This window comes from Leucogemmata humicola, from assembly GCF_055379415.1.
In genome coordinates, this window is sequence record NZ_AP040875.1 from 3417510 (window position 1) to 3442154 (window position 24645).

The following is a 24645-nucleotide window of genomic DNA, read 5'->3' on the forward strand; positions in this document are numbered from 1 at the left end:
CGTCAGCCCGCGCCGTTGCTGCTAACTGACGGCCGCGAGTTCTCCAGCGGTCAACGTCTTTCTCGCCAACTCGACTTCACTCGCGCTGCCGATGTACAGCGGCGTGCGCTGGTGAAGTTCAGTCGGAATCACGTCGAGAACGCGCTGCGTTCCATCGGATGCCGCGCCGCCTGCCTGCTCAACGATGAACGCGAGCGGATTGGCTTCGTACAACAGCCGCAGCTTTCCCTTCGGGGACTTCGTGTTCGCCGGATAGGCGAAGATACCGCCGCCGAGCAGATTGCGATGGAAGTCGGCGACGAGCGAGCCGACGTACCGCGTGCTGAGCGCCTTATGATCTGCCTCGAGCCCGCGGAAGGTGCGCATGATTTTGCGAACGCCGTCATCCCACAACTGCTCATACGAATCGTTGACGGACAAATACCGTCCGGCGTCCGGAATACGAATGTTCGGATGCGAGAGCAGGAATTCGCCGATCGACGGATCGAGCGTGAAGCCATGCACACCCTGGCCGGTGGTGTACACGAGCATCGTGCTCGAGCCGTAGATCACGTAGCCCGCCGCGACCTGGCGTCGCCCCGGCTGCAGCATGTCTTCGAGCTCACCGTGACGACCGCGCGTGATTTTGCGAACAACGGAGAAGATCGTGCCGACGGGAACGTTGACGTCGATGTTCGATGAACCGTCGAGCGGATCGAATAGCAGGCAGTACTTGCCGCACTTGAAGGGTTCGGGAATCTGAATGATTCCGGGTTCTTCTTCCGACGCCATTGCGCACAACCGCCCGCCGTGATCCATCGCCTTGACGATGATCTCGTTGGCGAGGATGTCGAGCTTTTGCTGAACTTCGCCCTGGACATTCTCGCTGTCCGTGGCGCCGAGAATATCGGCCAGCCCGGCGCTACGAACCTTGTTGGCGATCATCTTGGCGGCGAGCGCCAGATCGTAGAGGATGCCGGAGAGCTCACCCGTTGCTTCTGGGTGATTGCGCTCCTCCTCGATGATGAAACGCTCGATCGTGACGACCGACGTTGCAGTGTGCTTGACCACGTTGCGCATCCTCTAGCCGTTGGACTTCGGCAACTCACCGAGGCGCGCCGCGGCATAGGCGCGCGCATCGACTTCAAAGCGATTCATGGTGTAACCGCGGCGTATTGATTCCCAAATGTAGAGCACCGGGAACGCCTTGCTCTCTTCAAACTGGTCAACGTGTCGCAACTCGTGCAAGAGCAATTCTGGAGCAGGTGGAGCACCAGGAGCCAACCAGATTGTTCGCCACAACGTAATCGCTGACACCGTGCTCTGACCCAAGCACCACCCACCAACGCGAACCGGCAAACCACCCCGTCGCCATCGAGCTCGCTCGAGCTCGGGGAAACGAGCCAACAAGTCGGCGGGTAGTTGCGTCCGCTGTCCGACAAGTGACCAGATGACTCGCTTTATTCCCTCGACGACACCGTCGACAATTCCCATCGCTCTCCCGCAGCCTCGACAGCGATTCGATGCCCGTCGGTTCGTACCACGATCGTTCCCAGATGATCCGTACGTAGCACCTGCGCGCCGTGTGCCGATAAAGCGCGCATGATCGCCGGCGTTGGAAGGTGATACGTATTTCCAGCACCGACCGACACGAGCGCAACGCGTGGGCTCACCGCATCTAGAAACGCGGGGCTGCTACTCGTCTTGCTCCCGTGATGGCCGACCTTGAGAATATCGGCACGCAGCGCGACGGAGTCATGCGCCAACAACCACTCTTCCTCAGGTCGCTCGGCGTCACCCATAAAGAGCATTCGCACGTCGCCGACGCGGACCGCGGCGACGACACTGGCGAGGTTAGGGTCGGTGAGCGACGCGGTCCAGGACGAATCTGGGGCGAGAAGGGTGATCACAACTCCGTCGACAACGAGACTGTCGCGGGGGTGGGCGCGGACCCATCGCACGTGTTCGTCTCGCGCCGCATCGAGCGACGCACGGTACGCGGGGGCGCCTCCCGGGAATCCTGCGTCGACGAATAACGGCGGCCGGAGTGCATGCAGGATCGTCGCGGCGCCGCCGACGTGATCAGTGTGCGGATGCGACAGCACGAACACGTCGAGCGAACCACCACGACGTCCGATGTAGGGCAAGACCGTCGAACGTCCCGCGTCTCCTCCGCGCCATGCGCCGCCGGCGTCGAACAGAATCCAGTGTCCATGCGCTGTTCGCAGCGCGATCGCATCGCCCTGCCCGACGTCGATCATGTGCAGTTCAACGTCGCCGGAGCGTTCAGGCGCCAGTGGCATCCACGCGAGAGTGACGACCGCGGCGAGTGCGATCGTTGCCGGCCGCACCCATTCGCGACTCGCACACGCGACGATCACCGCCGCGGAAAGCACGGAAGCCACGGCGGCTGCCGAAATCGTCGGTGCTACGGCGATCGCGCCGCCTGGCGCCGCAGCGCCGACCGACGCGACCGTGCTCAGCCCCACGAGCAGCGGATGTGCTGCGTCAGCGACGAAGCGCGCAAGCGGTCCAATCGGCGCGAGGACCATGCCGCAAAAGATCATCGGCTGCGCGAGTGCAATCAGCGGATTCGCCGCGAGATTCGTCAGCGGCGCGACGAGACTCACGCGACCGAACACCCACGCGACGATCGGACCTGACGCGATCGTCGCGATCGTGGTGCTGAGCAGCGTGACTGCGACCGCGCGCAGCGACCAGTGAAGCTTCTGCACGCCGATGCGTTTGCCGAGCATCGCTGCGGAGATCATCGCTGCAACGCCAACGACGCTGAGTTGGTAGCCGGCATCGAGGACAACGCCTGGGTCGAACACGGGCTGCATTGCGCCGACGGACACGATTGCCCACCGCGCGCTTGGCCGTTGCGCGAGCCGCGTCGCAACGAGCGTCGCCAGCATCGTCGCGGAACGCACGGCAGGAACTGGCGCGCCAATCATCGCGACATAGAGGATGACGACCACGATCGTCACGACGGAGGCGCGCCGACGAGGGACGCCGAATAGTTCGAGCGCGAGCTCGATTGCGGCCGCGATGATGCCGATGTGCAAGCCCGCGATGGCGAGGATGTGTGCGAGTCCGGCCGCAGCAAAGCGATCACGAATCTCTGGCGCCAGATCATGACGGTCGGCAATGAGCAGCGCTTTGACGAGTGGCGCGTCGTCGCGAAAGGTCCGCTCTATCCCTCGCGCCGCCGCATTGCGCATTCGGCGCAAGACGGTCGGCTGAGAGATGGTTCGCAACTGCGCGTGCTGAACCTGGAAGCCGCGGTCCGTGCGAATGATCGTTCCGCGAGCAATTACGACGCTCCCACCTGGCGCGTCGCCATCGTCGACTGAGATCGAGACGAACGCTTCGCACCGAATCAGACGCGCGCGAACGAACGCACCGGCAGACGCGCTATCGTCGATCACCACGCGCAGCGACGTTGCATGCTCGCTCGCGTCGATGCACGCTCGCTCGCCGCGTTCAACTTCGCGAGCGGCGACAACGCCCGCTGTCGTCAGCGCGGCAAACCCGACTCCCACCACCACAGCGCGACGACACCCGAGTCCGAACGCCGCGACGATTGCCGCGGCCGAGAGAACGAATACGTCGGAAAATCCCGCGAGCAGGCCCGCGGCGTACGCCGTGAGCGCAAACGCAATGAGCGGCATGCAGGAGTCTTCTCCCGCATGCCGCTCAGGCTCGCATCATTGCATTGCGTCGCGGACGTAAACGCTGCGTCTACCCGGCCATGGGTAAAGGTTGGCGTTCGCGCACGATCTGCCCCGTGAACGTCGAACCCGTCGTTCCGGTCAGCTCGACGTGCAGATACTGGCCCATCATGCTCGCGTCGCCCGGCACGAGCACGGTCTTGAAGTCGCGCGTCCGTGTTTGCACGAGTTCCGCGCCGCGTCGAGCTTCCTTCTCGACGAGCACTTCATAGCGCTTTCCAAGCTGCTGGAGATTTGCAGCGCGCGATCCACTGCGAATGGTTTCAACGAGCCGCGCCAATCGTTCGCTCGCCACCTCGTCCGGCACCGTGAGCTCGGGCGGCATACGCGTGGCCGGTGTTCCATCGCGCGGAGAGAACTTGAACGTGAAGCCGTCGGCGAATCCAATTTCGCGAACCACGCTCAGCGTGTCCTCGAAGTCCTCGTCTGTCTCACCAGGAAATCCGACGATGACGTCCGTCGTCACCGTCAGCCCTGGGATGGCTGCTCGCAGCTTCGCAACGCATTCCAGATAGCCTTCGCGCGTGTATCGGCGAAGCATGCGCTTCAGAATGCGAGTCGACCCGGACTGCATGGGCAGATGCACGTGTTCGCAGACGGCTTCCGTTTCTGCCATCGCCGCGATCACTCGATCGCTGAAGTCGTTCGGATGCGGGCTCGTGAAACGCAGTCGTCGCAAACCGTCGACGCTGCCGATTGCTCGCAGCAGATCGGCAAAGTCGCGCTCGCCGTCGTGATACGAGTTCACCGTCTGGCCGAGCAATACGACTTCGCTCATGCCGTCTGCGACGGCGGACTCTACTTCGCGTACGACGTCGTGAAGCTGCCGGCTGCGCTCAGGTCCGCGCGTGGTGGGCACGATGCAGTACGTGCACTTGTAGTCGCAGCCGCGCTGCACGGGGATCCACGCCTTGACCTTGTCGAAGCGTCGCGGCTGGAAGTCCTCGTAGTGCTCCTCGAGGTCGAACGTGGTTGCGATCGTGCGCTTGCCCCGTCGCGCGTCTTCGATCAACGCAGGGAGAGCGCGATACCCGTCGGGCCCGATCACCACGCTGACGTGCTTGGCCTTCTTGAGCAGCTGAGGCCCAAGTCGCTGCGCCATGCAGCCGGTCACGCCGACGATGGCGCCTGGCTTCATGTTGCGCTTCAGCTCGCCCAAGCGACCGATCACCCGCTGCTCGGCGTGGTCTCGAATCGCGCACGTGTTGACGAGAATGACGTCCGCCCCGTCGGGTCCGTCCACGGCATCATACCCATGCGCCGCGAGCTTGCCGAGCATCAGCTCGGAATCGCTCACGTTCATCTGGCAGCCGTACGTTTCGACGTAGACGGTGGGACGCGGTTCGGTCATCTCAAGCGGACAGCGCCACGAGGCGGTTGTCGTCCATGGTTAGGCGGGCCGCGACACGTGCGCCGCGGGGCAACGCCGGGTCGGCGATGCGAACCGAAAGGTAATCGCCGGTGATGCCCTCGCGATGACCCGCATTGCCCACTACGACGACGTCTGCCGGCCCTCCGGCCCGCGCTGCGGCATACGCCGCGGCCTTCCGCCCGGCAATCGCCCGCAACTGCGCCGCACGCTCCTGCGCGACGGTGGAGGCCACTGGCGACGGCAGGCGCTCCGCGGCCGTGCCCGGCCTGAGCGAAAAGGGAAAGACGTGCAGATAGGTAAACGGAAGCCGCTCCACCAGCGCCACCGTTTCAGCATGATCAGCGTCGGTTTCGCCAGGAAACCCGGAAATCACGTCGGCGCCAAGCCCCAAAATGTCCATATCAGCTGCCAGCCGCTCGAGGGCGTCTGAATAAGTATCACTTGTATACCAATTCCGCCCCATTCGCCGGAGCAACCGATCCGACCCCGACTGCAACGGCGCATGCACATGCGGCGCGAGATGACGCGGCGCCAACACGAGCATCTCAGCGAGCTCTGTGTCGATCTCCGTCGCTTCGATCGACGACAGGCGAAAGCGCGTGCCGGGCAACGCCGCGATCAAACGTGACACCAACGCCCCCAGCGACGTCCCGATATCTCGCCCATACGTGCCGATATGAATTCCCGTAATGACGATCTCGGAATGCGCGTTCGCGAGGACGGCCGCCTCGCGAACGAGTTCGTCGATCGCCCGACTCCGATTTGCGCCGCGCGCCATGGTTGTCGCGCAGAAGGTGCAGTGCTCGTCGCAGCCGTCCTGAACGCGAAGTAGTGCCCGCGTCGATGTCTGCGCCAGCGCAGCAAACCCGCCTGCGGGCAGCGAGAGCTGCAGCGCTTCGGCAATCTCCGGAAGATCGGCTCCCCCGACGACACGCTCGACACTCGGGAGATCACGAATCCGCAGCGAGGGGGCGCGCTGTTCATCCAGCGCCGCCGCACAGCCCATCACCACGCTGCGCAACGCCGGCCGTTCGCGCGCCGCGCGCCGCACCACTTTGCGCAACTCGGCTTCGGCATCCGCCGTGACCGCGCAGCTGTTGAACACCGCGACGTCAGCCTCAGACGCCGACGACACGATCTCGTGGCCAGCCGCCGACACGAGGCCGAGCACCTGCTCCGTGTCGTAGTGATTGGCGCGACACCCGAAGGTGCGCAGGTACACCTTCACGCCGGCACCGCTCCACTCGCCGTCACGCGGACCTCGCGATGCGCTGGCTTTGTCGGAAGAGAAAAGTGGAACGCGCTTCCCTTTCCTTCGCCGGCGCTTTGCACCCAGATCCGTCCGCCGTGCGCGTCGATCACCAGCTTGCAGAACGCGAGTCCGAGTCCGGAGCTCCGAGTGCGCGGAATGTTCTGATTCTTCACTCGCTCGAACTTCCGGAAAATCACTTCGTGATACTCCGGCGGAATGCCCGGACCGTTGTCGGCGATCGTGAACAGAATGCCGTCGTTATCGCGACGCGCCGACAGCTGCAAAGTGATCGCCGTTGCCGAGTGCGTGAGGGCATTCTGCACGAGATTGCCAATCACGCGCTTGAGTAGCGGCTTGTCCGCCTCGAACACCGGCGAGTCGTCGGCAACATCGATGGTGGCGGTGGCATTCTCCTGCTGAAAGCGAATCGACCATTCGTGCACGATCTCGTTCAACAGCGCCGCGGGCGCGATCGGCTGGAGATCGAGCATCATCGTCGCCTCCTCGATGCGCGAGACCTCGAGCAGATCGCCAATCAGCGCGAGCAGATCCTCCGCCTTTCCTTCGGCGTCGGTCAGCATCTTTCGCTGCTGATCATTCACCGCGCCGAAGTCGCCGTCGATGAGCATTTCCATCGTGGCCAGGACCGAGGTGAGCGGCGTCTTGAGATCGTGCACGATCATCTTCATCAGATCATCGCGCATCTTCTCGACTTCGCGCAGCTTGCGCAGCGTATCCTCGAGCGAGTCGGTCGTCGCCTTGAGCTTGAGCAGGCTGCGCACGCGCGCGCCGAGAACGAGCCGGTTGTGCGGCTTGGTCAGAAAATCATCGCCGCCGGCCTCGATCGCTTTGACGCGATCGGTGGTGTCGTTGAGCGCCGTGACGAAGATGACGGGAATGCCCTTGGTGCGCGGATCGCGCTTGATGCGACGGCAGACTTCGAAACCCGTCGACCGATCGTCTACGCCGAGATCACCGGCGGGCATCGAGACGTCGAGGATGCAGAGATCCGGCCGATGCTCGAAACACGCGGCCAGCGTCGACGGGCCGTCCGACGCGGCGATGGCGCGGAATCCCAACACGTGTAGTTGATCGAACAGCAACTCAACGTTCGCCGCGACGTCGTCGGCGACGAGAATTAGTGGCGCGTTGGCGGACGGTGGTGTGCTTTCCACGAGAGGTTCACGGGCGGACGCTAATCCCGAAACTGAGCGTCCACGCGTGCTCGGATGCCGGGATGTCGGCACTACGCGACGCGCGGATCAGTGCAAGATCGGCTAAAACGTGCCCGTTGGCGAATGACGTCCCCGCTCCGCCTGAATAGCTGTTCTCCGTGACCGTGCGGCTCGAGGCCTGGAATGGGAGCGTCCGATGGCGATAACCGCCCCGCAGGTAGACGATTCGCTCGCCGATTTTCGGGCCGGCAAAGTCACCACCGACGCTCGTATCCCACGCGTCGACTCCCGTGAGTCCAGGCGTTCCCAGGCCTCCAAGGGACGACCAATTCTCGCGCGACGTACGGACGGAAATGGCGGTATTCGCGATGCCGACGTAGGCGATCGAGGCACCGAACTGATTCGGCACATTCGCCGTCGACAGGAGCGTATCCTCCGCGGACAAGCGCAGACTGCCACCAAACCGGCCCGATGCAGACGCGACGACCTGGCTGGAAATGAGCTGAATGCCAAGCGAGCCAGCGGTGCCGTGATAGCCGAGAACGCGTTGCTGGGTGAACGCGGCAAACTGGACCGAATCGGCGAAGGACTGCGTGAGACTCACCAGGTTGCTGCCCGTAATCCCGTGAATGCCAGCACCGAGTCGGACCCATGTCGCGGGGCTCCACGCCGCAGCCAAGCGGACGTCTTCAAGACCGCCGTTGATCCGATAAGTGGTCGTCATCGGGACCGTCTGGCCACCGCTGATGATCTGCGTCGTGTTGAACGACGTGGTGGACGTGCGATCCAGAAGCGATGACGCCGACAAGCTCATGACGACGCCGCCGCCGATTGGGAGGGCGCCGAACACGACCGGATAGCGCGCGGTCGTCGTGCGTTCCGTTCCAGCCGGAGTGGTCACCGAGCGGTACTCGGGCTCCATCTGGAAGAACAGAATGCGCGACGTAAACGTGCCGATCGTCGCCGGATTGATTGGGCTGAACGGATCCATCTCGCCGATCGCCCCGCCTGTTCCCTGCGCGCGCGTGCTGAACTGACCGCTGGGAAAGCCAAAGCCTTGCCCGCTGAGGTTCGATTGCGCACCTGCGACGAACGCAGGAACGGCCAGCGCCGGCACCGCGAGGAGCATGCGGGCGCGCTTACTCCACCTGCGCGCGCCTCCGTTGGTCCGGCTGCCTCGCGTAATCATGGTATTCCGTAGCTCGTCTGCGGGACGTACGTAATTCGTAGCCTCGGCCTGAGCGCGGCGATCGCCGTCTTGGTCGAGAAGAAGTCGATCTGGGCTGGGAGCGATCCTTCGGCTCCGCTGCGGAGTGCAATCGTGCGCGGACTCACCGTGGTTGGCTGCGCCTTCCATGTTCGCACCAATCCGACGATCTCGAACGATCTGAGACCGCTGTCACCCGGAGCGAGCCGGAGTGAGTCGAGGCCGAATTGACCGTTGGTGCCGAGGAATTGGAGAGCGCTCGCCACGTCGGTGACCGCCGGACTCGATAGAATCGCGACCGGGTAAATGAACACCGAGTCACGCGGCGTCAGCACGCGGTTGGGCCGCTGGGTCAGCAGAAGCGACGCCCGGACCACCGTCGTCGAATCGACGATCTTGGATGGAACGTTGAATCGTATGAACACGCGTCGCGACGGAACGCCGCCCACGCCTAGCACCGTAGGCGGACTGGCAGTCCCGCCTTTGACGAAGATCGTGTAGTCAGCGAGTGGTCCCGCCAGGAAGGTTTGATCCTTTGGCGTGGACGACAGTGGCGACACCGATACGGGCGCGGCGGTGGTGTCGAGGGACGCCTTGATCCGCAACGTCACCGGCGTGGCCGACTGTGACGACCCAAGGCGAAGGTCAACGCTCTTGGAAGCCACGATGCGCAGTCCAACGCGGAGGCGCGTACCGTTCTTTACCCGATCGAGCACCGTATCGGTCGAAATCGGGATACGGATCGTGTCGAGCAGCGACTCCGGCGCAAACGTCTTGGAGCCGATCAGCCGACTCGGGCGAAAGAGAGGAGCGAGGATCGAGACGACCGTATCGGTCGCCGTCGTATCGACGTTGTACGCCTCGATCGTGACCGGCACGGTTGGCCGACGCAACGAGTCGCCAATCACGAGCGGCGTCACGAGCTGCGCGGTATCGATCTTCACGATCGTGCTGTCGATCGAATTCTTGGTGTACGTCTGCGGCAGGGTGTCGTACCGAATGATCACGCGCGCATCGAGCGTATCGCCGTGCGACGCGAGCATCGTGTACGTCTCGGTGCCAATCGGCGGCAGGCCCGTTACCGTCGTATCCGACACGATCGACGCATCGATCGTGGTGTCGGCCAACGTGATAGCGGTCTGCGGGCAGAGTAGCGGACAGGCCTTACCGGCTTCGGTTTTCTCGCTGCAGGCAGCGATTACTATGGTCGCGCCTACGGCGAGGACCCAGCCCAATTGCTTTCTATACAAAACGGCTTCTCCGGTTCATCGCCGGTCCAGTGAGTGCGGCGTAAATGCCTTCGGCATTAGTTCGTCGAGCGTCCACCGCGCCTCGCGCCCGTCGCGCGTAAAGGCCATCACGATCAGGTGCGGTGAAAACTCCTCGAGAACCTGTCTGCAAATGCCGCAAGGCGGGGTCGGCTCCTCGGCTTCGGTGGCGATGGCAATCGCTTCGAAGCTTCGAACCCCCCGTGCTACTGCCCCAGAGATCGCAGTTCGTTCCGCACACATCGTGGCGGGATACGACGCGTTCTCCACGTTGCACCCTTCGGTCAGACTTCCGTCCGATCCGAGCAGCGCGGCGCCGACCTTGAAGTTCGAGTACGGCGCGTACGCGCGTTCCATGGCGGCGAACGCACGTTCGCGCATCATGGTGATCGTTCTCGCGTCACCGAGCAGTTCGACTGTCACGTGGTCCCCTACGGGCATTAGCGACCGACCAGTTGCGGGAGGAAAGACGTCCCGCGGCCGCGGAACTCGGTTCCGAACCACTCGCCAATTGTGGCCCCAAGGTCGGAAAACGTTGCGCGGCGTCCGAGCGCGACGGGTTTGACGCGGCGCCCAAGCGCCAGCAACGGGACGCACTCACGTGCATGATCCGTTGATTTCGTCGTCGGGTCGTTCCCGTGATCGGCGGTAATGAACAGCAGATCGTCCTCGCGCAAAAGTGATCGAAGTGCAGGTAGGGCTGCGTCAAACTGAAGCAGCGCACCATAAAACCCCGAAGGGTCGTTCCGGTGCCCAAATGCCTGGTCGAAATCTACTAGATTCGAGAACAGTAACCCACTTGACGATTTAGCGAGCCATGCCAGGATCTCTTTTAGACCCTCCTGGTTGCTGGCCGTGTGGGTCGAGCTCAACGCTCGGCCGGCAAACAGGTCGTCCACCTTCCCCACCCCATCGCGCGGAATCCCGGCGCGCTCGAGCGCATCGAGCAGGGTGTCCGACGGGGGAGCGATGGATAGATCGCGCCGATTCTTGGTTCGTGAGTAGTTGCCAGGCTCGCCCACGAAGGGGCGAGCAATCACTCGCGAGACGTCATTGGGCGCCACGAGCATCTCACGCGCAACCGCGCAGCCACGATACAGGTCATCGAGCGAAATGACGCCCTCGTGAGCCGCGACCTGAAAAACCGAATCAGCGGATGTATACAGAATCCATGCACCCGTCCGCTGGTGCTCAGGTCCGAATTCATCGAGCACCGCCGTCCCGCTCCCGACGACGTTGCCAATCACGCGCCGTCCAGTGCGCCGTTCGAATTCCGCGACGATCTCCGGTGGAAAGCCATTCGGGTACGTCGGGAACGCCTTGGTGAGCTGAACGCCGGCAATCTCCCAATGCCCCGTCGTGCTGTCCTTGCCCGCCGAGTGCGGAACCATCAAACCCCAAGCTCCCTCGGCCGCGGTGTTGGGCGCGACACCCAGCAGCGGAGCGATGTTCCCCAATCCAATTCTCTCGAAGTTCGGCAGATGCATTCCGCCGAGTACGCGTGACAGATTGCCGAGCGTATCGCTGCCGACGTCGCCGTAGGTCGCCGCATCGGGCGCTTCACCAATACCAACGCCGTCGAGAACGATGATCACCGCGCGACGACTCATACCGTCGCCTCGATGTAGCGCCGCGGGAGTCGCCCGCGCAGCCCGGTGAGCACTTCGTAGGGACTCAGCTCTCCCATTCTCGCCACGTCGGAGACATCGATGCGCTCATCGCCGTCGACGCCGATGAGCGTTGCCGCATCTCCAATTGCGCACGGAGCCTCGGTGACGTCGATCATCGTCATGTCCATCGTGACGACACCAACGACGGGCGCGCGCAGTCCGTTCACCAGCACGTGTGCGCGATTGCTCAACGCGCGTCGATAACCGTCGGCGTAGCCGATCGCCAACGTCGCGATGCGTCGCTCACCCATGGCGCGCCAGGTGCCGCCGTAGCTGACGGTGTCGCCATCGGGAATCGTTCTCAGATCGACAACGCGCGCGCGAAGCGTGACGACGCCTTCAGGCACGATGTCCGCCGAGTTGTCACTCCCAACGCCATACAGAAATACGCCGGGCCGCGCGACGTGCCACGGCGACGGCCCACGATGTTCGACCGCGGCGCTGTTCTCCGCATGAATCACGGCGGGTCGAACCGGCAACGCCGCGAGCGCCGCGGCGAAGCGGCGCTCCTGTTCAACTCGCACTTCGTCATTTCGCTCCGCGGAGTGGAAGTGTGTGAACGCTCCCTGTGGTGCGCGGTGTGGAAGTAGATCGCGAATCTGTTCTACTTCGTCCCACTGAATTCCCGCGCGGCTCATGCCCGTGTCGATGGACAAGTGCCACGGGCGATCGATCAACTGCCAGCGTTCGATCGATTCGCGATTGCCGAGGCTCGGTGTGAGATCGGCGCGAATGGCTGCATCGAAGTCGCCAACGAGGAGTGGCGTGAAGACGACAATCGGCCGACGGATCGCGGCGTCGCGCAACTCTTCGCCCTCGGCGATGGTCGCGACGCCAAACCCCCAGGGATCGAGCCGCTCGAGCGTACGCGCAACACGAACCGCACCCAGCCCATACGCGTCAGCCTTGACCATTGGCAGCAGGCGCGTGTTGGACTGGGTGGCGATTGCAGTTGCGTTTCGTAACAACGCGCCGAGGTCGACATCGACCCAGGCGCGTCTATTCAAGCTGTGCATTGACCAAGGATTCCGAGGGCGGGTAGTATACCGGACCTGAGGAGGCTATGCAAGCAAAACCCACACTTGAAGATACGCTCGCGCTCATGCGCGATCTGCGCGCTCGCTGCGAATGGGATGCAGCACAGACGCACGAGTCGTTGCGACCATACCTGATCGAAGAAGCGTACGAGGTCGACGACGCGATTCGCTCCGGCGACGATGCGAAGTTGCGCGAAGAACTCGGCGATCTGCTGTTGCAAGTGCTCTTCCACTCTGTCGTTGCTGACGAACGCGGCGCGTTCTCGATGGACGACGTGGCGGAAGCATTCATCACGAAAATGAAAGCACGTCATCCGCATCTTTACGGCGACGGAGCAAAACAGCCGTGGGAGCAGATGAAAGCAAAGAAGCGTGCGAGCATCGTCGACGGTCTGCCGGTGGACCTGCCAGCGCTGCATCGCGCCTTTCGTTTGCAGGATCGCGCCGCCGGAGTCGGCTTTGATTGGCCCGACGTGGAGGGCCCGATTCAAAAAGTCGAAGAAGAGTTGTTAGAGGTGCGCGACGAGCTTGCGGCCAGCCCGCAATCGGCGGGCGCCCCGCCGACGCACGATGATCAACATGCGCGTCTCGAGCTCGAGCTCGGAGATCTGTTGTTCGCCGTCGTGAATCTGTGTCGCAAAGCGAGCGTGCACCCGGCGCTCGCGTTGGACAAAGCGAACATCAAGTTCGCGAATCGCTTCGGCGCCGTCGAACGCATCGCCGCCGAACGAGGCATCAAAGTCGGCCAAGCGTCACTCGAGCAGCTCGACGCGATCTGGGACGAGGTGAAGTCGGAAGAGCGTTAGGGTCTCAACCGACTCATCATCCGCGGGAACGCGATGACTTCCCTGATGTGCGGAAGTCCGCAAATCCACGCGACCGTGCGCTCGAGCCCGAGTCCAAAGCCCGAGTGCACGAACGTTCCGTACTTTCGCAGATCGAGGTACCAGCCGTAGGCGTCCATCGGCAGGCCTTCTTCCTGAATGCGGTGCACGAGTTTGTCGTAGTCGTCTTCGCGCTGCGACCCACCGATGATTTCGCCGTAGCCCTCGGGAGCGAGGCAGTCGTCGCACAACACAGTGCGAGGATCTTCCGGATTCTCCTTCATGTAGAAGGCCTTCGCTTCCTTCGGATAGTTCATCACGAATACCGGACGATCGTAGTCGGCCACGAGTAGTGCTTCGTCTTCGGCGCCGAGGTCGTCGCCCCATTTGACGTCGCTCCCCTTCCCCTGAAGGATGGTGATGGCGTCGGTGTAGTTCACGCGGTGGAACGGTGCCTTGACGCGTTCGAGCGGCGCGATGTCGCGTTCGAGCTCCTTGAGCTCAGCACTCCGACGCTCGAGACATCGCTGCACGAGGAACGACACGAAGTCTTCCTGCAATCGCATGTTGTCTGCGGAATCATTCCACGCGACTTCGGGTTCAATCATCCAGAATTCGGTCAGGTGGCGACGCGTCTTGGATTTTTCAGCGCGGAACGTTGGGCCGAACGTGTAGATCTTTCCGAATGCTGCCGCGGCGGCCTCGCCGTACAGCTGCCCTGTCTGCGCGAGGTACGCGTTGCCTTCGTCGAAATATTCCGTGGCGAACAGACCACTGCGCTCACCGATTGCCGCCGTGAGAATCGGCGTGTCGACGCGCAGGAAGCCGCGCTCGTAAAAGAAATCGTGAATCGCCTGTTCGATCTCGTTTCTGATCGCGAAGATCGCACGCACGCGATTGCTGCGCAGCCAGAAATGTCGATTGTCGAGCAGAAAATCGATTCCGTGCTCTTTCGGCTGAATCGGATAGTCCGCCGGACTGGCTCCGATGACAGTGAGCCCGGTCACACCCATCTCGTAGCCGCCCGGCGCGCGCGGCTCGGCGCGAACTCCGCCCGTGACGTGGATGGACGTTTCGAGCGACAGCTCCTTGAACCGCTCCCACACTTCGGGAGGCAGCTGCGTTTTTACGAAGACCGCCTGCATGATGCCTGTACCGTCGCGAACCACGGCGAACGCGACTTTACCCGACGACCGAACGTGCGTCACCCAACCGCGAACGGTGACCGTTTGGCCGGCGTGATCGTGCAACTCCGAAATGCGTGGCGTGGTGTCGGACATGGGAGACGGGCTAAGTTGCTGTCGAGGCGAGCCATAAGCCTACATACGACATTCCGGCGATGGTACCCCTTGAAGCGGTGTCTTCCTTGCGGCTTTTTCCTTGCATGAGTACGCAACGTCAGACGATCCGCGGACCCACATGACATTGCGCTCGAGGCTCGCGGCTGGCCTCGTCACTATCGCGATCATCCTCGTCGGCCCGTTGGTGTTCGCCATCCAGTCGTTGAATCGACTGCACGCGGACGCGGTGCAGCTGCGCGACCGGGAGTTTGCCGCATCGATGATGCTGGGCCGAATGCGCGACGGGCTCAATGAGCTTCGGCGGCAGGAACTCGCGCTCCTCTTCGCCAAAGACTCCGTCTCGGCGACGCGCGACTCGATCGAAGCCAATCTCACGCGGCTCGCCAAGGCGGCGGATTCACTCAATCACTTTCAGTTGCCGGAGTACGCAAAGTCGATCGGTACGTCGATCGATCAGATCGCTGACGCGGCGCGTGCAGAATATGGCGCGGCGCTGGCGAATCAGACCAAGTACGCCGATTCGCTGTCGTCGCGTCTCTTCGTGCCGGCGTTGAACCGCGCTGATTCGGCGGCGCTGATCGGTGAACACGAGTTGCTGCGTCGAACGTCGGTGCGCGTCGACAACGAAGCGGACACGATCGCGCGCGCGGCGACCGCATCGGGCGTCGCACTGTTGCTGGCCTTAGTCATCGCCAGCTGGATCGCCTTTCGTCTCACCCGCTCGCTCACGCGTCCGATTGGGGATCTCAAATCGGGAATGCGCGCCGTCGCCGATGGCGATCTCGAGTACCAGATCCAACAACCGGAAGATCGCGTCGACGAACTGGTAGAGTTGACCGACAGCTTTCGCCAGATGACGCGTCAACTCGCGGAGCTCGACAAGTTGAAGGCCGAGTTTGTGTCCGTGGCGTCGCACGAACTCAAGACGCCGATCAATGTAATGATCGGCTATTTGCAGTTACTGGAGGACGGTATCTACGGTCCGCTCACCCAGCAGCAGCTCGACATCCATAAAACCGTCGCCGTTCAGGCGAACACACTCCTTCGCCTCGTCAAACAGTTACTCGACGTCAGCCGATTCGACGCAGGCGGTGGTCGACTCGAACCACGAGAGATACGTCTCGACGATCTGCTCGGAGAGCTCGAACGCGCCTTTCACGTTCTCGCACTGCAACGCGAGATCGAGTTTCGTGTACAACGGCGGCACGGACTTCCGGACGAGGTGTACTGGGATCTCGACCGCATGAACGAAGTGCTTGGCAACCTGCTGTCCAACGCGTTCAAGTTCACGCCGCACGGCGGTGTGGTGGAGCTCACATTTCAGCCCTTCGATGGCGGCGTGGCGATGATCGTTCACGACACGGGTGCAGGAATTCCACCCGAGCAGTTGCCGCGCATCTTCGAAAAGTTTTACCAGGCCGACAATCAAGGTGCTGCGCGCGCAGCCGGAACGGGCTTGGGTCTTGCCATCGCCAAGCAAATTGTGGAAGCTCACGGAGGCACGATTTCGTGCGAAAGCATTGTCGGTGTTGGAACGACGATCACGATCAAAATGCCGGCCCGCGTCGTTCGGCGGTCGTCACCTCCAGCGCTTCAAGGGAGTTGAAATCGGCGTGATACAACGCGCGCGCGTGCTCGCGCTTGGAGTGATGGTCGTCGTATCGATGAGCACCGGATGTGTGACGTTCCACACACCCGCCTTTGCCACGCCTGCGCCCGAACGAAACTGGCCGAACACCTTGGCGGCAGCCAAGACCGAAGCCCTCGAAGGCCGCTTTGGTGGCGCCGATAGTCTGCTGGCGCAGTTCGCGAGCAACTACGAGGGCAGCAGCGAGGCTCTTGAAACAGCCTACTGGAGGGCAATCTTCCGGATGGACCCGACGAATCCGGACGCGTCACTTCCAAAGGCCCTCGCATCGCTCGACGCCTATCTCGGCGATCATCGTCCGCGGCAGCACGTCACCGAGGCGTCGGCGATCCGTCGCGTGGCGGCACAGCTCGATGCAGCCAACAGAGCGGCCGCAACCGCACTCGCGCAGGCCAAGGACGCCACGTCGACGGCGGCGAATGCAAAGGCCCAGGCGGCCGACGCGAACGCCCGCGCCGAAGCCAAGTCCGATGGGGCTCAGTCGGCGGACAACGAGATCAAGCGGCTGAAAGACGAGCTGGCAAAGGCCAACGCCGAACTCGAGAGAATTCGAAAGCGGCTGGCCGCGCCGCCGTCAAAACCACCGGGCTGACCGCGCCTTCGCCTAGCCGACTCGGAAGAGTTCGAGCGAGCGAGAGTAGCGTTCGCCGAGTACACGACGCAGGCCCGCGTGCTCGGCGCGCTCCAATCCAGAATCGCGCTCGAGCAGCTTCGCCGCGGCGTCACGCGCTCGATCGTTGAGCTCTTCGTCGCGCAGTGGATCGGCGATGCGGAACGTCGGCACGCCACTCTGCCGTTCGCCGAACAGATCGCCCATTCCGCGAATTCGTAAATCCTCGCGAGCGATCTCGAAGCCGTCTTCGGTTCGCGTAAAGACGCTGAGCCGATCGGCCGCCTCGGGACTCACGTCTCCAAGGAGAATGCAGTACGACTCGTCGGCACCGCGACCCACGCGTCCTCGCAGCTGATGAAGCTGCGACAGTCCGAAACGCTCGGGATGTTCGATCAGCATCACGGTCGCATTCGCGACATCGATCCCAACCTCGATCACCGTCGTGGCAACGAGCAGATCGATCTCGCGATCGCGGAAGCGACGCATGGTGTCGTCGCGCTCGTCCGATGGGATGCGTCCGTGTAGCAACGCAAGCCGCCGCGCAGCAAACGGTCCGGTCTTGAGCATCTCGAACATCGTCGTTGCCGCTTTGAGGTCGGTCTTTTCCGACTCCTCGATGACGGGATAGACGACATACGCCTGACGGCCGGCCTCGAGCTGACGATCGATGAATTCCATCACACGACCACGCCCCGATTCTTTGCGCAACGCAGTGGCGATCGGCTGGCGACCCGGCGGCCGTTCGTCGAGCATGCTCAGATCCAGATCGCCGTACAGAGTAAGCGCCAGCGATCGCGGAATGGGCGTGGCCGACATCAACAACACATCGGGCGATTCACCCTTTGCCGCGAGTGCCTTGCGCTGCTCGACGCCAAAGCGATGCTGTTCGTCGATCGCCACGAATCCGAGACGAGCAAACGATGTCGCCTCCTGCACGAGCGCATGCGTGCCGACGACCAGCACCGGCTCGCCCGTCGCGAGCCGCGCGGCAATGGCCTTTCGCTCGCGCGACGGCAAGCTTCCCGTGAGCAGAATCGGCTCGATGCCGAGCGGCGCAAGCAGGCCCTTCATCGTTCGCGTGTGCTGTTCCGCGAGGAGCTCCGTCGGCACCATGATAGCGGCCTGGTAGCCGTTCTCGATCGCGAGCAGCGCCGCAAACAGTGCGACAATGGTCTTGCCGCTGCCGACGTCTCCCTGCAGCAGACGTTGCATGCGCTTGTCGCTCGCCATGTCCGCCACGATCTCGCGCGTGGCGCGCACCTGCGCGCCCGTGAGCTGAAAGGGCAATGACTCGCGAAGCTTCGTCGTGAGCTCGCGCTTGTTGGTGAAGCGAATCCCCGCGCGCGGCGCTCGGGCGAGTTCCTTGGCTCGCTGGTGCAGCAGCTGAACGAAGAAGAGCTCCTCGAACGCAAGCCGCGACCGACCCGTCATCGCCTCGGCAATCGACGACGGTCGATGCACCATGCGAAGCGCAGCCGCGATTCCCGGCACGCCGGCGGTGCGCAACACGTCCGCCGGCAAGTACTCGACGAGCTGATCGAGCAGCGTATCGAGATGGCTGTCGATGATCGAGCGGATCAGCTTGAATGACAGCCCTTCCGTCGCCGGATAGACCGACAGCACCCGGCCCTGCGCTGTTCCGGTCTCGTCGTCGCCGAGATTGACGAACTCGCGCGGCTGCAGCTGTCGGCCGTGAAAGAAGCGCACGTTGCCCGTCACGAGCAGCACGTCGCCCTTCTCAATGGTGCGATCGAGGAACGGCTGGCCCGGCCATGATACTTCTATCATGCCAGTTTCGTCACGGAGCACGGCCTGGAAGATCCGCAGGCCTTTGCGCGTCGGGATCACGCCCTTCGAGATGACGGTCCCGATGACGGTGCCCTGCATGCCCGGCTCGAGCGACTTGATCGGCGCCACGGTGCTGGCGTCTTCGTATCGATGCGGGACGTGGAATAGCAGATCGCCCGCGGTGATGATCCCAAGCCGCCGCAACGCCTCGGCGCGAACCGGTCCGACGCCTTTGAGGTAGGTGACCGGGGTGTCGAGATACAGGCGCTGCGGGCGCGCGCGATCCGTCACTCGTCGCTCATCAGCTCCCGCGCGAACTCCGTCGGGTCGAAGGGAGCAAGATCGGCCGCGCTTTCGCCAGTGCCCAGGAACTTCACTGGAGCATCGATCGCCTCGTGGACCGCGACCACGACACCGCCGCGTGCGGTCCCATCGAGCTTCGTGACGACCAGTCCTGTGATCGGAACTGCCGCCGCGAACGTCTTGGCCTGCTGGACGGCGTTCTGCCCAATCGTGCCGTCGAGCACCAGCAGCGTTTCGTGCGGTGCGCCCGGCAATCGCTTGGTGATGACACGAGCGACTTTCTTCAACTCGTCCATCAGCCCTTCGCTTGTGTGCAGGCGTCCTGCCGTGTCGACAATGAGGACGTCGACCCTGCGGGCAACGGCTGCATCGATAGCATCAAAGGCTACAGACGCCGGATCGCCGCCCGCGGTGCCGCCGATAAACTCGGCCCCCGTTCGCTCTGCCCACACGCGAAGCTGATCGATCGCGCCGGCGCGGAACGTGTCACCGGCGGCGACCATCACGCGACGCTTCTCCGCGCGAAGTCGAGCACTCAGCTTGCCAATGAACGTCGTCTTGCCCGCTCCATTCACACCGATGACGAGGATCACCATCGGTGTGGTCGGCGCGGTATTGAGTCGAGGATTGCTGTTGCCGCCGCGCAACGCCGCGTCGATGCCCTCAGCGAGCGCACGCTGGAACTCTGGCTGCGTCTTGATCAGTCCACGCTGCGCACGGCGTTCCACTTCTTCGACAAGACGCAGCGTTACCGGAACTCCAAAGTCCGCCTCGAGCAGCACCTGCTCGAGATTTTCGAGCGAGCCCGCGGACACACCGCCGCGCGCCAACACCGCGACGTCCATGAGCGCGATGTCTTTGACACGCTGCCACAGCGACCGTTTCGGAACGTCGCCCGATTTACGCAGTAACCGCATTGCCCTCCCCCTTCAACCGAATCATCGCATTCCTTTTCTGCGCCGCAGAATCCATTCGGCGCACAGCATCAAGATCACCAACGCATATGCCCAACCGAAATTCCGCAGCAGCGGAACCGTATCGGCCGAGATTGCGCCGCGCACCGCACCCTTGGTGACGCGTGGAGCGCGAGGCAGCCACTCGCGCGACGCGTTCACCGCGAGGAGCGCCGTTCCGCCGCGCGTTGCCGCTTCGTAGATCCCCGGAGCGAGCGGCGGCGTTTCCACGATGTTGGCGCCGGGGCCGAAGTGGAGCGTCAGCGAATCCACGCGCGTTGCGCCACGCTGTTTCAACGCGACGGCAACGATGGAATCCGTCGCCGTGCCGCGACGCCAACGGACTGGGTCGCCGGCGCGCACTAGACGTTCGTCTGGGACAGCAGCGCGCCGATCGGCACGCTCGGCCGCCAACCAGTCAAAGATGCTACCCCACAGCGCCGTGAATGCGTCCGAGGCCACGCCACCGCGAAAGCGCCAGCGCCAGAGTCGAGACGCGCCGACGATCGCCACCCGGCGCGGTTCATCGCTCCCGACCACGATCGGTCGGCGCTCGTCGCTCCGGCCACGACGCGCTTCCAGCGCGGTCCACGTGCCCTTCGGGCTGTTCGTCGCAACCGCCACCGGCGGCAGGCTGTCCCAGATGAATCCAGAGAGCGCAGGCGACAGCGGCGACGGCGGCGCCGCAGATGCGTACCACTCTCCATCAGTCCCCGTCGTGACGATGAGCGCGAGCGGACCAAGCGTCACGGTGCGCGGCGCACCAAACGCCGCCGTGTCGCCGTGGATGATCGCAACCGGCGCGTCACGCACCGCCTGCCGGACTTCTGCCTCGGCTATGGGCGTGAGCGCTCCTTCGACCCGCCACTCCCCCGGAGCTACGCGAAAAAACCCGCGCGTTGGAATGCCGAGCGCGCCGCGAAGTACGGCGAGCGAATAGCGAGCGTCGAAATCGGGCGACGTCGACACGAAGACCGCGCTTGCAGCGCGCGACAGATCGAGCGCCGCGGACAGCGTGTCGTTGCGTGGTTCGGCGTCGTCGGCAGACGATACGACCGCGCGGAGCACAGCGGGGCCTGCAGCGCCTTCGAGCTTTGACCGAATCGCCACGGTGCGTTCACCGAACGGTGGCAGCGACTCGACCGGCGACGTCGCGACCGGCTTGCCGTCGAGCGTCAGCGTCAATGTTCCAGCGCGACCACCGCCATTGCCCGCCACGACCCCAACGCGAACTTCGACCGTGTCGCCGCTCACGACCGCGCGCGGCACGTCGATGGTGGATAGGGCTACATCACGGCGCGGAGGATGCGCCAGCACGACGATTCGAGATCCGGCGGGAAGATTTCGCGCCGCGTCCGGATCGTCGAGCTCACCGTCGGTGACGACCGTGAGCGGGTGTCCCGCGCCAAGCGCGCGCTCGACCACGGGTCGCAGCAGCGACGACAGATCGCGCGGGACTGTGACGGTATCGCCACGCCGCGCTGAATCGCCGAACACGAAGGTCGATTCGGCGTTCGTCGCGCGAACTGAATCGCGAGCGGCCTTCCAGAGAAGCGTGTCGCCGCGCGCCATGCTGGCCGACGCGTCGAGCGCCACCCAATTGGCCACAGGATGCGCACGCGCCGCAGGGGCGTCGAGGAGCAGTGCGACGATGAGAGTGATCGCACCAAAGCGCAGGAGCGCCGCGGGGAGAGCACCCCATCCGGTGCGCAGATCCCGCCAACCATACTGCACCAACGCGACGATTAAGCCCGCGAGGACCGCGAGGAGCCAGGGCGACATGCGCCGTAAGCTAGCCGGTCAGTGCTGCGCGAGCTTGGTCACGCCCGTCACCGGAGTGTCGAGCGACGCGAGCAGGCGATCGCGCAATTGTGTAAAGCTCGCCCGTTCCGAATCGGGCACCGGCTCGCCGCCCGTCTGCTTGAGTGCGACACGCGGGTCTCGCTGCTCGCCGTTGACCAGCACTTCGAAGTGAAGGTGCGGCCCGGTAGCCAGCCCAGTGCTGCCGACGAACGCAACCGTCTGACCGATCGTGACGTGTGAGCCAACGCGAACGCCCGAGCCGAAACGGCTGAGATGACCGTACCGCGTGACGAACCCGTTGCGATGGCGAATCTCGAGCACGTTGCCGTAGCCGCTTCCCCACCCAGCTCGGGTCACGACTCCGTCGCCAATCGCCCGAACCGGCGTGCCGGTCGCGGCCGCGTAGTCGGTTCCCTTGTGCTGCCGCCATCCGCCAAGGATGGGATGCTCGCGCTTGCCGAAGATGCTCGATATGCGACGAAACTCGAGCGGAGCGCGCAGGAACGACGCGCGCATCGACTTGCCGTTCTGATCGAAGTACTCGCCGCTCACGGCATCGCTGGCGAAGTGCACGACGTCGATCTTGCTCCCGGACAAGTTGAACGTCGCCGCGATGATCTTTCCGATTCGCATCGCGCCCGTGGGGGCCACGGACCGCTCAGCCACGACTTTGAATGCGTCACCGGCCTGAAGATCTCGGCTCATGTCGACGCGATACTCGTAGACGTCGGCAAGCGACCAGGCCAGCTGCTGACGAGCTCCAACCGGGAGTTGATCCTTGGCGCTGGCATCCATCGCGGCGTACAGATTCGATGCGATGGTTCCGCCGACGATGATCGTGTCGGTCGTCCACGGCAGTCGCTCTTCCTCGCCAGTCCACGCGTCGCCGGTTCGGCGAAGTCGCAGCAACCTGTCGATCGAGAGTTGGAGGGTTACCTCGGACGGCATCGAATCCGACGCCTGCGATCGAATCGTTACCGGCATCCCAGCAGGAATGCGTCGCTGATCGAGCGAGGTCGCGGCCTGAAGGGCGCGCGTCGCCGAGGTGTCGTCCAGTCCACCGCGGCGCAGCAATGAACGAAGCGACTCACCGCGGCCGAGCGTATCGAAATGCAGCTTCCACGTTGGCGTGGCGGCCTGCGCTACGAGGACCTCAGCGGGCTTACGATCTGGTTCGGGAAGCTGGGGGGTAAAGCGAAGCGCGCCGGCCAGGGCCAGCGCGACTAGGGAATACAGGGCAATTCGGACGAAGCCGACCTTCAATCCATCTGTCTCCGGATGAACGTCGGAATCTCCATGTCGCTCAGATCCTGCGATCCCTTCTCAGGGCCTGGGCGTGGAGTACGCGGCGCATCCGTACGCGCTGGCGTCGTTCCAGACACCCGCGTTGGGCGATTGCCAGGGAACGGGATGACGGGCGAGCCTTTGGGCAGCGCGACACCACCATGAGCATCCGAATTCGCGGCAGCGCTGTTCGACGACGATCCGCCGGTGGACAGCGCGCGATCGAAGCCAGTTGCGATGACGGTGACGCGAATCTCTCCCTGCATGGCCGGCTCGTGCACCGCGCCGAAGATGATTTCTGCGTCGTCGCCGACGGCGTCGTGGATGATCTCGTTGATCTGGTGCACTTCACCGAGCGTGAGGTCGGCACCGCCCGTGATGTTCACGAGCACGCCCGACGCGCCGGAAATGCTGACGTTGTCGAGCAGCGGCGACGCAATCGCCTGCTGGGCGGCTTCCATGGCGCGATTCTCACCGCGGCCGATGCCAGTGCCCATGAGCGCGGATCCGCCCGCCTGCATGACGGTGCGGACGTCGGCAAAGTCGACGTTCACGAGACCGGTCACGCTGATAAGCGACGAGATACCCTGCGTGGCGTGCAGCAGGACTTCGTCCGCCTTCTTGAGCGCGTCTTGGAACGGAATGCCCTTACCAACGACGGCAAGCAGGCGCTCGTTCGGCACGACGATCATCGTGTCGACGTTCTTGCGCATGGCGGCAATGCCCTCTTCCGCCTGACGCATACGCTTGCGGCCTTCGAACAGGAACGGCTTGGTGACGATGCCGACCGTGAGCGCACCGGCTTCGCGCGCGAGCTCGGCGATGACCGGCGCGGCTCCAGTGCCGGTGCCGCCGCCCATACCGCACGTGATGAAGACGAGGTCCGCCGTGACCAGCGCTCGGCTGACCTCATCGCGGTTCTCCTCGATCGCCTGACGCCCAATCTCCGGACGAGCTCCCGCGCCAAGTCCGCGAGTGAGCTTCTTTCCGATTTGCACCTTCACGTCCGACTTGGACGTCAGGAGCGCCTGCGCGTCAGTGTTGATCGAGATGAACTCGACCCCTTCGAGGTGCTCGTCGATCATGCGGTTGACGGCGTTACCGCCGCCACCACCGACGCCCACGACCTTCATGCGGGCGTTCTGGGTCGCGCTCTCTTCGAACTCGAAAATCATTGAGAACGGTCCGGACTTCGGAGTGATGTGATCGAACAGCGGGAAGGGATCCTACAGCGGCGCAAAACTCGATGGGAAGGTCAATGGGCGCCGGGCCAGCCTTCTCGAAAATGCTCGGGCAATATAACGCTTTCTGGCGTTGCCACTACCCCTTTTTCAGACGATGGAGACAAGGAAAAATCACGTCGTATTTTTCCACAATCTCTAGAGGCGTGAAAGAAAATTGATGCGAACTAAACCGCATCGACTGCGACCGCGG

20 protein-coding genes are annotated in these 24645 nt (G+C 63.5%); 3 read left to right on the forward strand and 17 right to left on the reverse strand.

The features are described 5' to 3' along the window. Positions 1-21: 21 nt before the first annotated feature. From fbp to alr, 11 genes are all read right to left on the reverse strand, one after another. Positions 22-1059, reverse strand: coding sequence for a class 1 fructose-bisphosphatase (gene fbp, locus AC6H4Z_RS14475; protein WP_497542664.1), 1038 nt, complete (start codon positions 1057-1059; stop codon positions 22-24). Between the two features lie 3 nt (positions 1060-1062). Continuing rightward, a complete protein-coding gene (locus tag AC6H4Z_RS14480; RefSeq protein ID WP_497542665.1) occupies positions 1063-1227 on the reverse strand; it encodes a hypothetical protein in 165 nt (54 codons plus the stop codon). A 212-nt stretch (positions 1228-1439) separates the two neighbouring features. After that, positions 1440-3653 (reverse strand): DNA internalization-related competence protein ComEC/Rec2, encoded by a 2214-nt coding sequence (locus AC6H4Z_RS14485; protein ID WP_497542666.1) that lies wholly within the window; start codon positions 3651-3653, stop codon positions 1440-1442. Positions 3654-3723: 70 nt separating this feature from the next. Beyond that, entirely contained in the window at positions 3724-5064 is a 1341-nt protein-coding gene (gene miaB / locus AC6H4Z_RS14490) for a tRNA (N6-isopentenyl adenosine(37)-C2)-methylthiotransferase MiaB (protein ID WP_497542667.1), read from the reverse strand. 1 nt (position 5065) lies between these two features. Further along, the gene (locus AC6H4Z_RS14495; protein ID WP_497542668.1) at positions 5066-6313 is read right to left on the reverse strand and encodes a MiaB/RimO family radical SAM methylthiotransferase; all 1248 of its coding nucleotides are present in this window, start codon (positions 6311-6313) and stop codon (positions 5066-5068) included. Next, positions 6310-7512 (reverse strand): sensor histidine kinase, encoded by a 1203-nt coding sequence (locus AC6H4Z_RS14500; RefSeq protein WP_497542669.1) that lies wholly within the window; start codon positions 7510-7512, stop codon positions 6310-6312. The genes AC6H4Z_RS14495 and AC6H4Z_RS14500 overlap by 4 nt, the downstream gene beginning before the upstream one ends. A gap of 7 nt (positions 7513-7519) precedes the next feature. Continuing rightward, a complete protein-coding gene (locus AC6H4Z_RS14505; protein ID WP_497542670.1) occupies positions 7520-8641 on the reverse strand; it encodes a hypothetical protein in 1122 nt (373 codons plus the stop codon). Positions 8642-8697: 56 nt separating this feature from the next. Continuing rightward, on the reverse strand, positions 8698-9846 hold the full coding sequence (locus AC6H4Z_RS14510) for a hypothetical protein (RefSeq protein WP_497542671.1): 1149 nt from the start codon (positions 9844-9846) through the stop codon (positions 8698-8700). A gap of 138 nt (positions 9847-9984) precedes the next feature. Further along, complete coding sequence (locus AC6H4Z_RS14515) at positions 9985-10428, reverse strand: cytidine deaminase (RefSeq protein WP_497542672.1); 444 nt, start codon at positions 10426-10428, stop codon at positions 9985-9987. Next, a complete protein-coding gene (locus AC6H4Z_RS14520) occupies positions 10428-11597 on the reverse strand; it encodes a phosphopentomutase (protein WP_497542673.1) in 1170 nt (389 codons plus the stop codon). The genes AC6H4Z_RS14515 and AC6H4Z_RS14520 overlap by 1 nt, the downstream gene beginning before the upstream one ends. Further along, entirely contained in the window at positions 11594-12673 is a 1080-nt protein-coding gene (gene alr, locus AC6H4Z_RS14525; RefSeq protein ID WP_497542674.1) for an alanine racemase, read from the reverse strand. The genes AC6H4Z_RS14520 and alr overlap by 4 nt, the downstream gene beginning before the upstream one ends. Positions 12674-12720: 47 nt before the next feature. On the opposite strand from alr, the gene mazG reads away from it, so the two are divergent. Further along, complete coding sequence (gene mazG / locus AC6H4Z_RS14530) at positions 12721-13500, forward strand: nucleoside triphosphate pyrophosphohydrolase (protein WP_497542675.1); 780 nt, start codon at positions 12721-12723, stop codon at positions 13498-13500. Here the strand turns inward: mazG and asnS are convergent. Next, entirely contained in the window at positions 13497-14798 is a 1302-nt protein-coding gene (gene asnS / locus AC6H4Z_RS14535) for an asparagine--tRNA ligase (RefSeq protein WP_497542676.1), read from the reverse strand. The genes mazG and asnS overlap by 4 nt on opposite strands. 139 nt (positions 14799-14937) lie before the next feature. Between asnS and AC6H4Z_RS14540 the strand changes: the two genes are divergently transcribed. Continuing rightward, positions 14938-16425, forward strand: coding sequence for a sensor histidine kinase (locus tag AC6H4Z_RS14540; protein WP_497542677.1), 1488 nt, complete (start codon positions 14938-14940; stop codon positions 16423-16425). A gap of 7 nt (positions 16426-16432) precedes the next feature. Continuing rightward, positions 16433-17059, forward strand: a complete 627-nt coding sequence (locus AC6H4Z_RS14545; protein ID WP_497542678.1) for a hypothetical protein — start codon at positions 16433-16435, stop codon at positions 17057-17059. 12 nt (positions 17060-17071) lie between these two features. Here AC6H4Z_RS14545 and recG read toward each other — a convergent pair whose 3' ends face one another. From recG to ftsZ, 5 genes are read right to left on the reverse strand one after another with little or no spacing between them, the layout of a single operon-like run. Beyond that, complete coding sequence (gene recG / locus AC6H4Z_RS14550) at positions 17072-19159, reverse strand: ATP-dependent DNA helicase RecG (RefSeq protein ID WP_497542679.1); 2088 nt, start codon at positions 19157-19159, stop codon at positions 17072-17074. Beyond that, a complete protein-coding gene (gene ftsY, locus AC6H4Z_RS14555; RefSeq protein WP_497542680.1) occupies positions 19156-20088 on the reverse strand; it encodes a signal recognition particle-docking protein FtsY in 933 nt (310 codons plus the stop codon). The genes recG and ftsY overlap by 4 nt, the downstream gene beginning before the upstream one ends. A 21-nt stretch (positions 20089-20109) precedes the next feature. Further along, the gene (locus tag AC6H4Z_RS14560) at positions 20110-21906 is read right to left on the reverse strand and encodes a hypothetical protein (protein ID WP_497542681.1); all 1797 of its coding nucleotides are present in this window, start codon (positions 21904-21906) and stop codon (positions 20110-20112) included. Between the two features lie 18 nt (positions 21907-21924). After that, complete coding sequence (locus tag AC6H4Z_RS14565) at positions 21925-23190, reverse strand: M23 family metallopeptidase (protein WP_497542682.1); 1266 nt, start codon at positions 23188-23190, stop codon at positions 21925-21927. Beyond that, positions 23187-24386 (reverse strand): cell division protein FtsZ, encoded by a 1200-nt coding sequence (gene ftsZ / locus AC6H4Z_RS14570; protein WP_497542683.1) that lies wholly within the window; start codon positions 24384-24386, stop codon positions 23187-23189. Before ftsZ ends, AC6H4Z_RS14565 begins: the two co-directional genes overlap by 4 nt. Positions 24387-24645 lie beyond the last annotated feature (259 nt).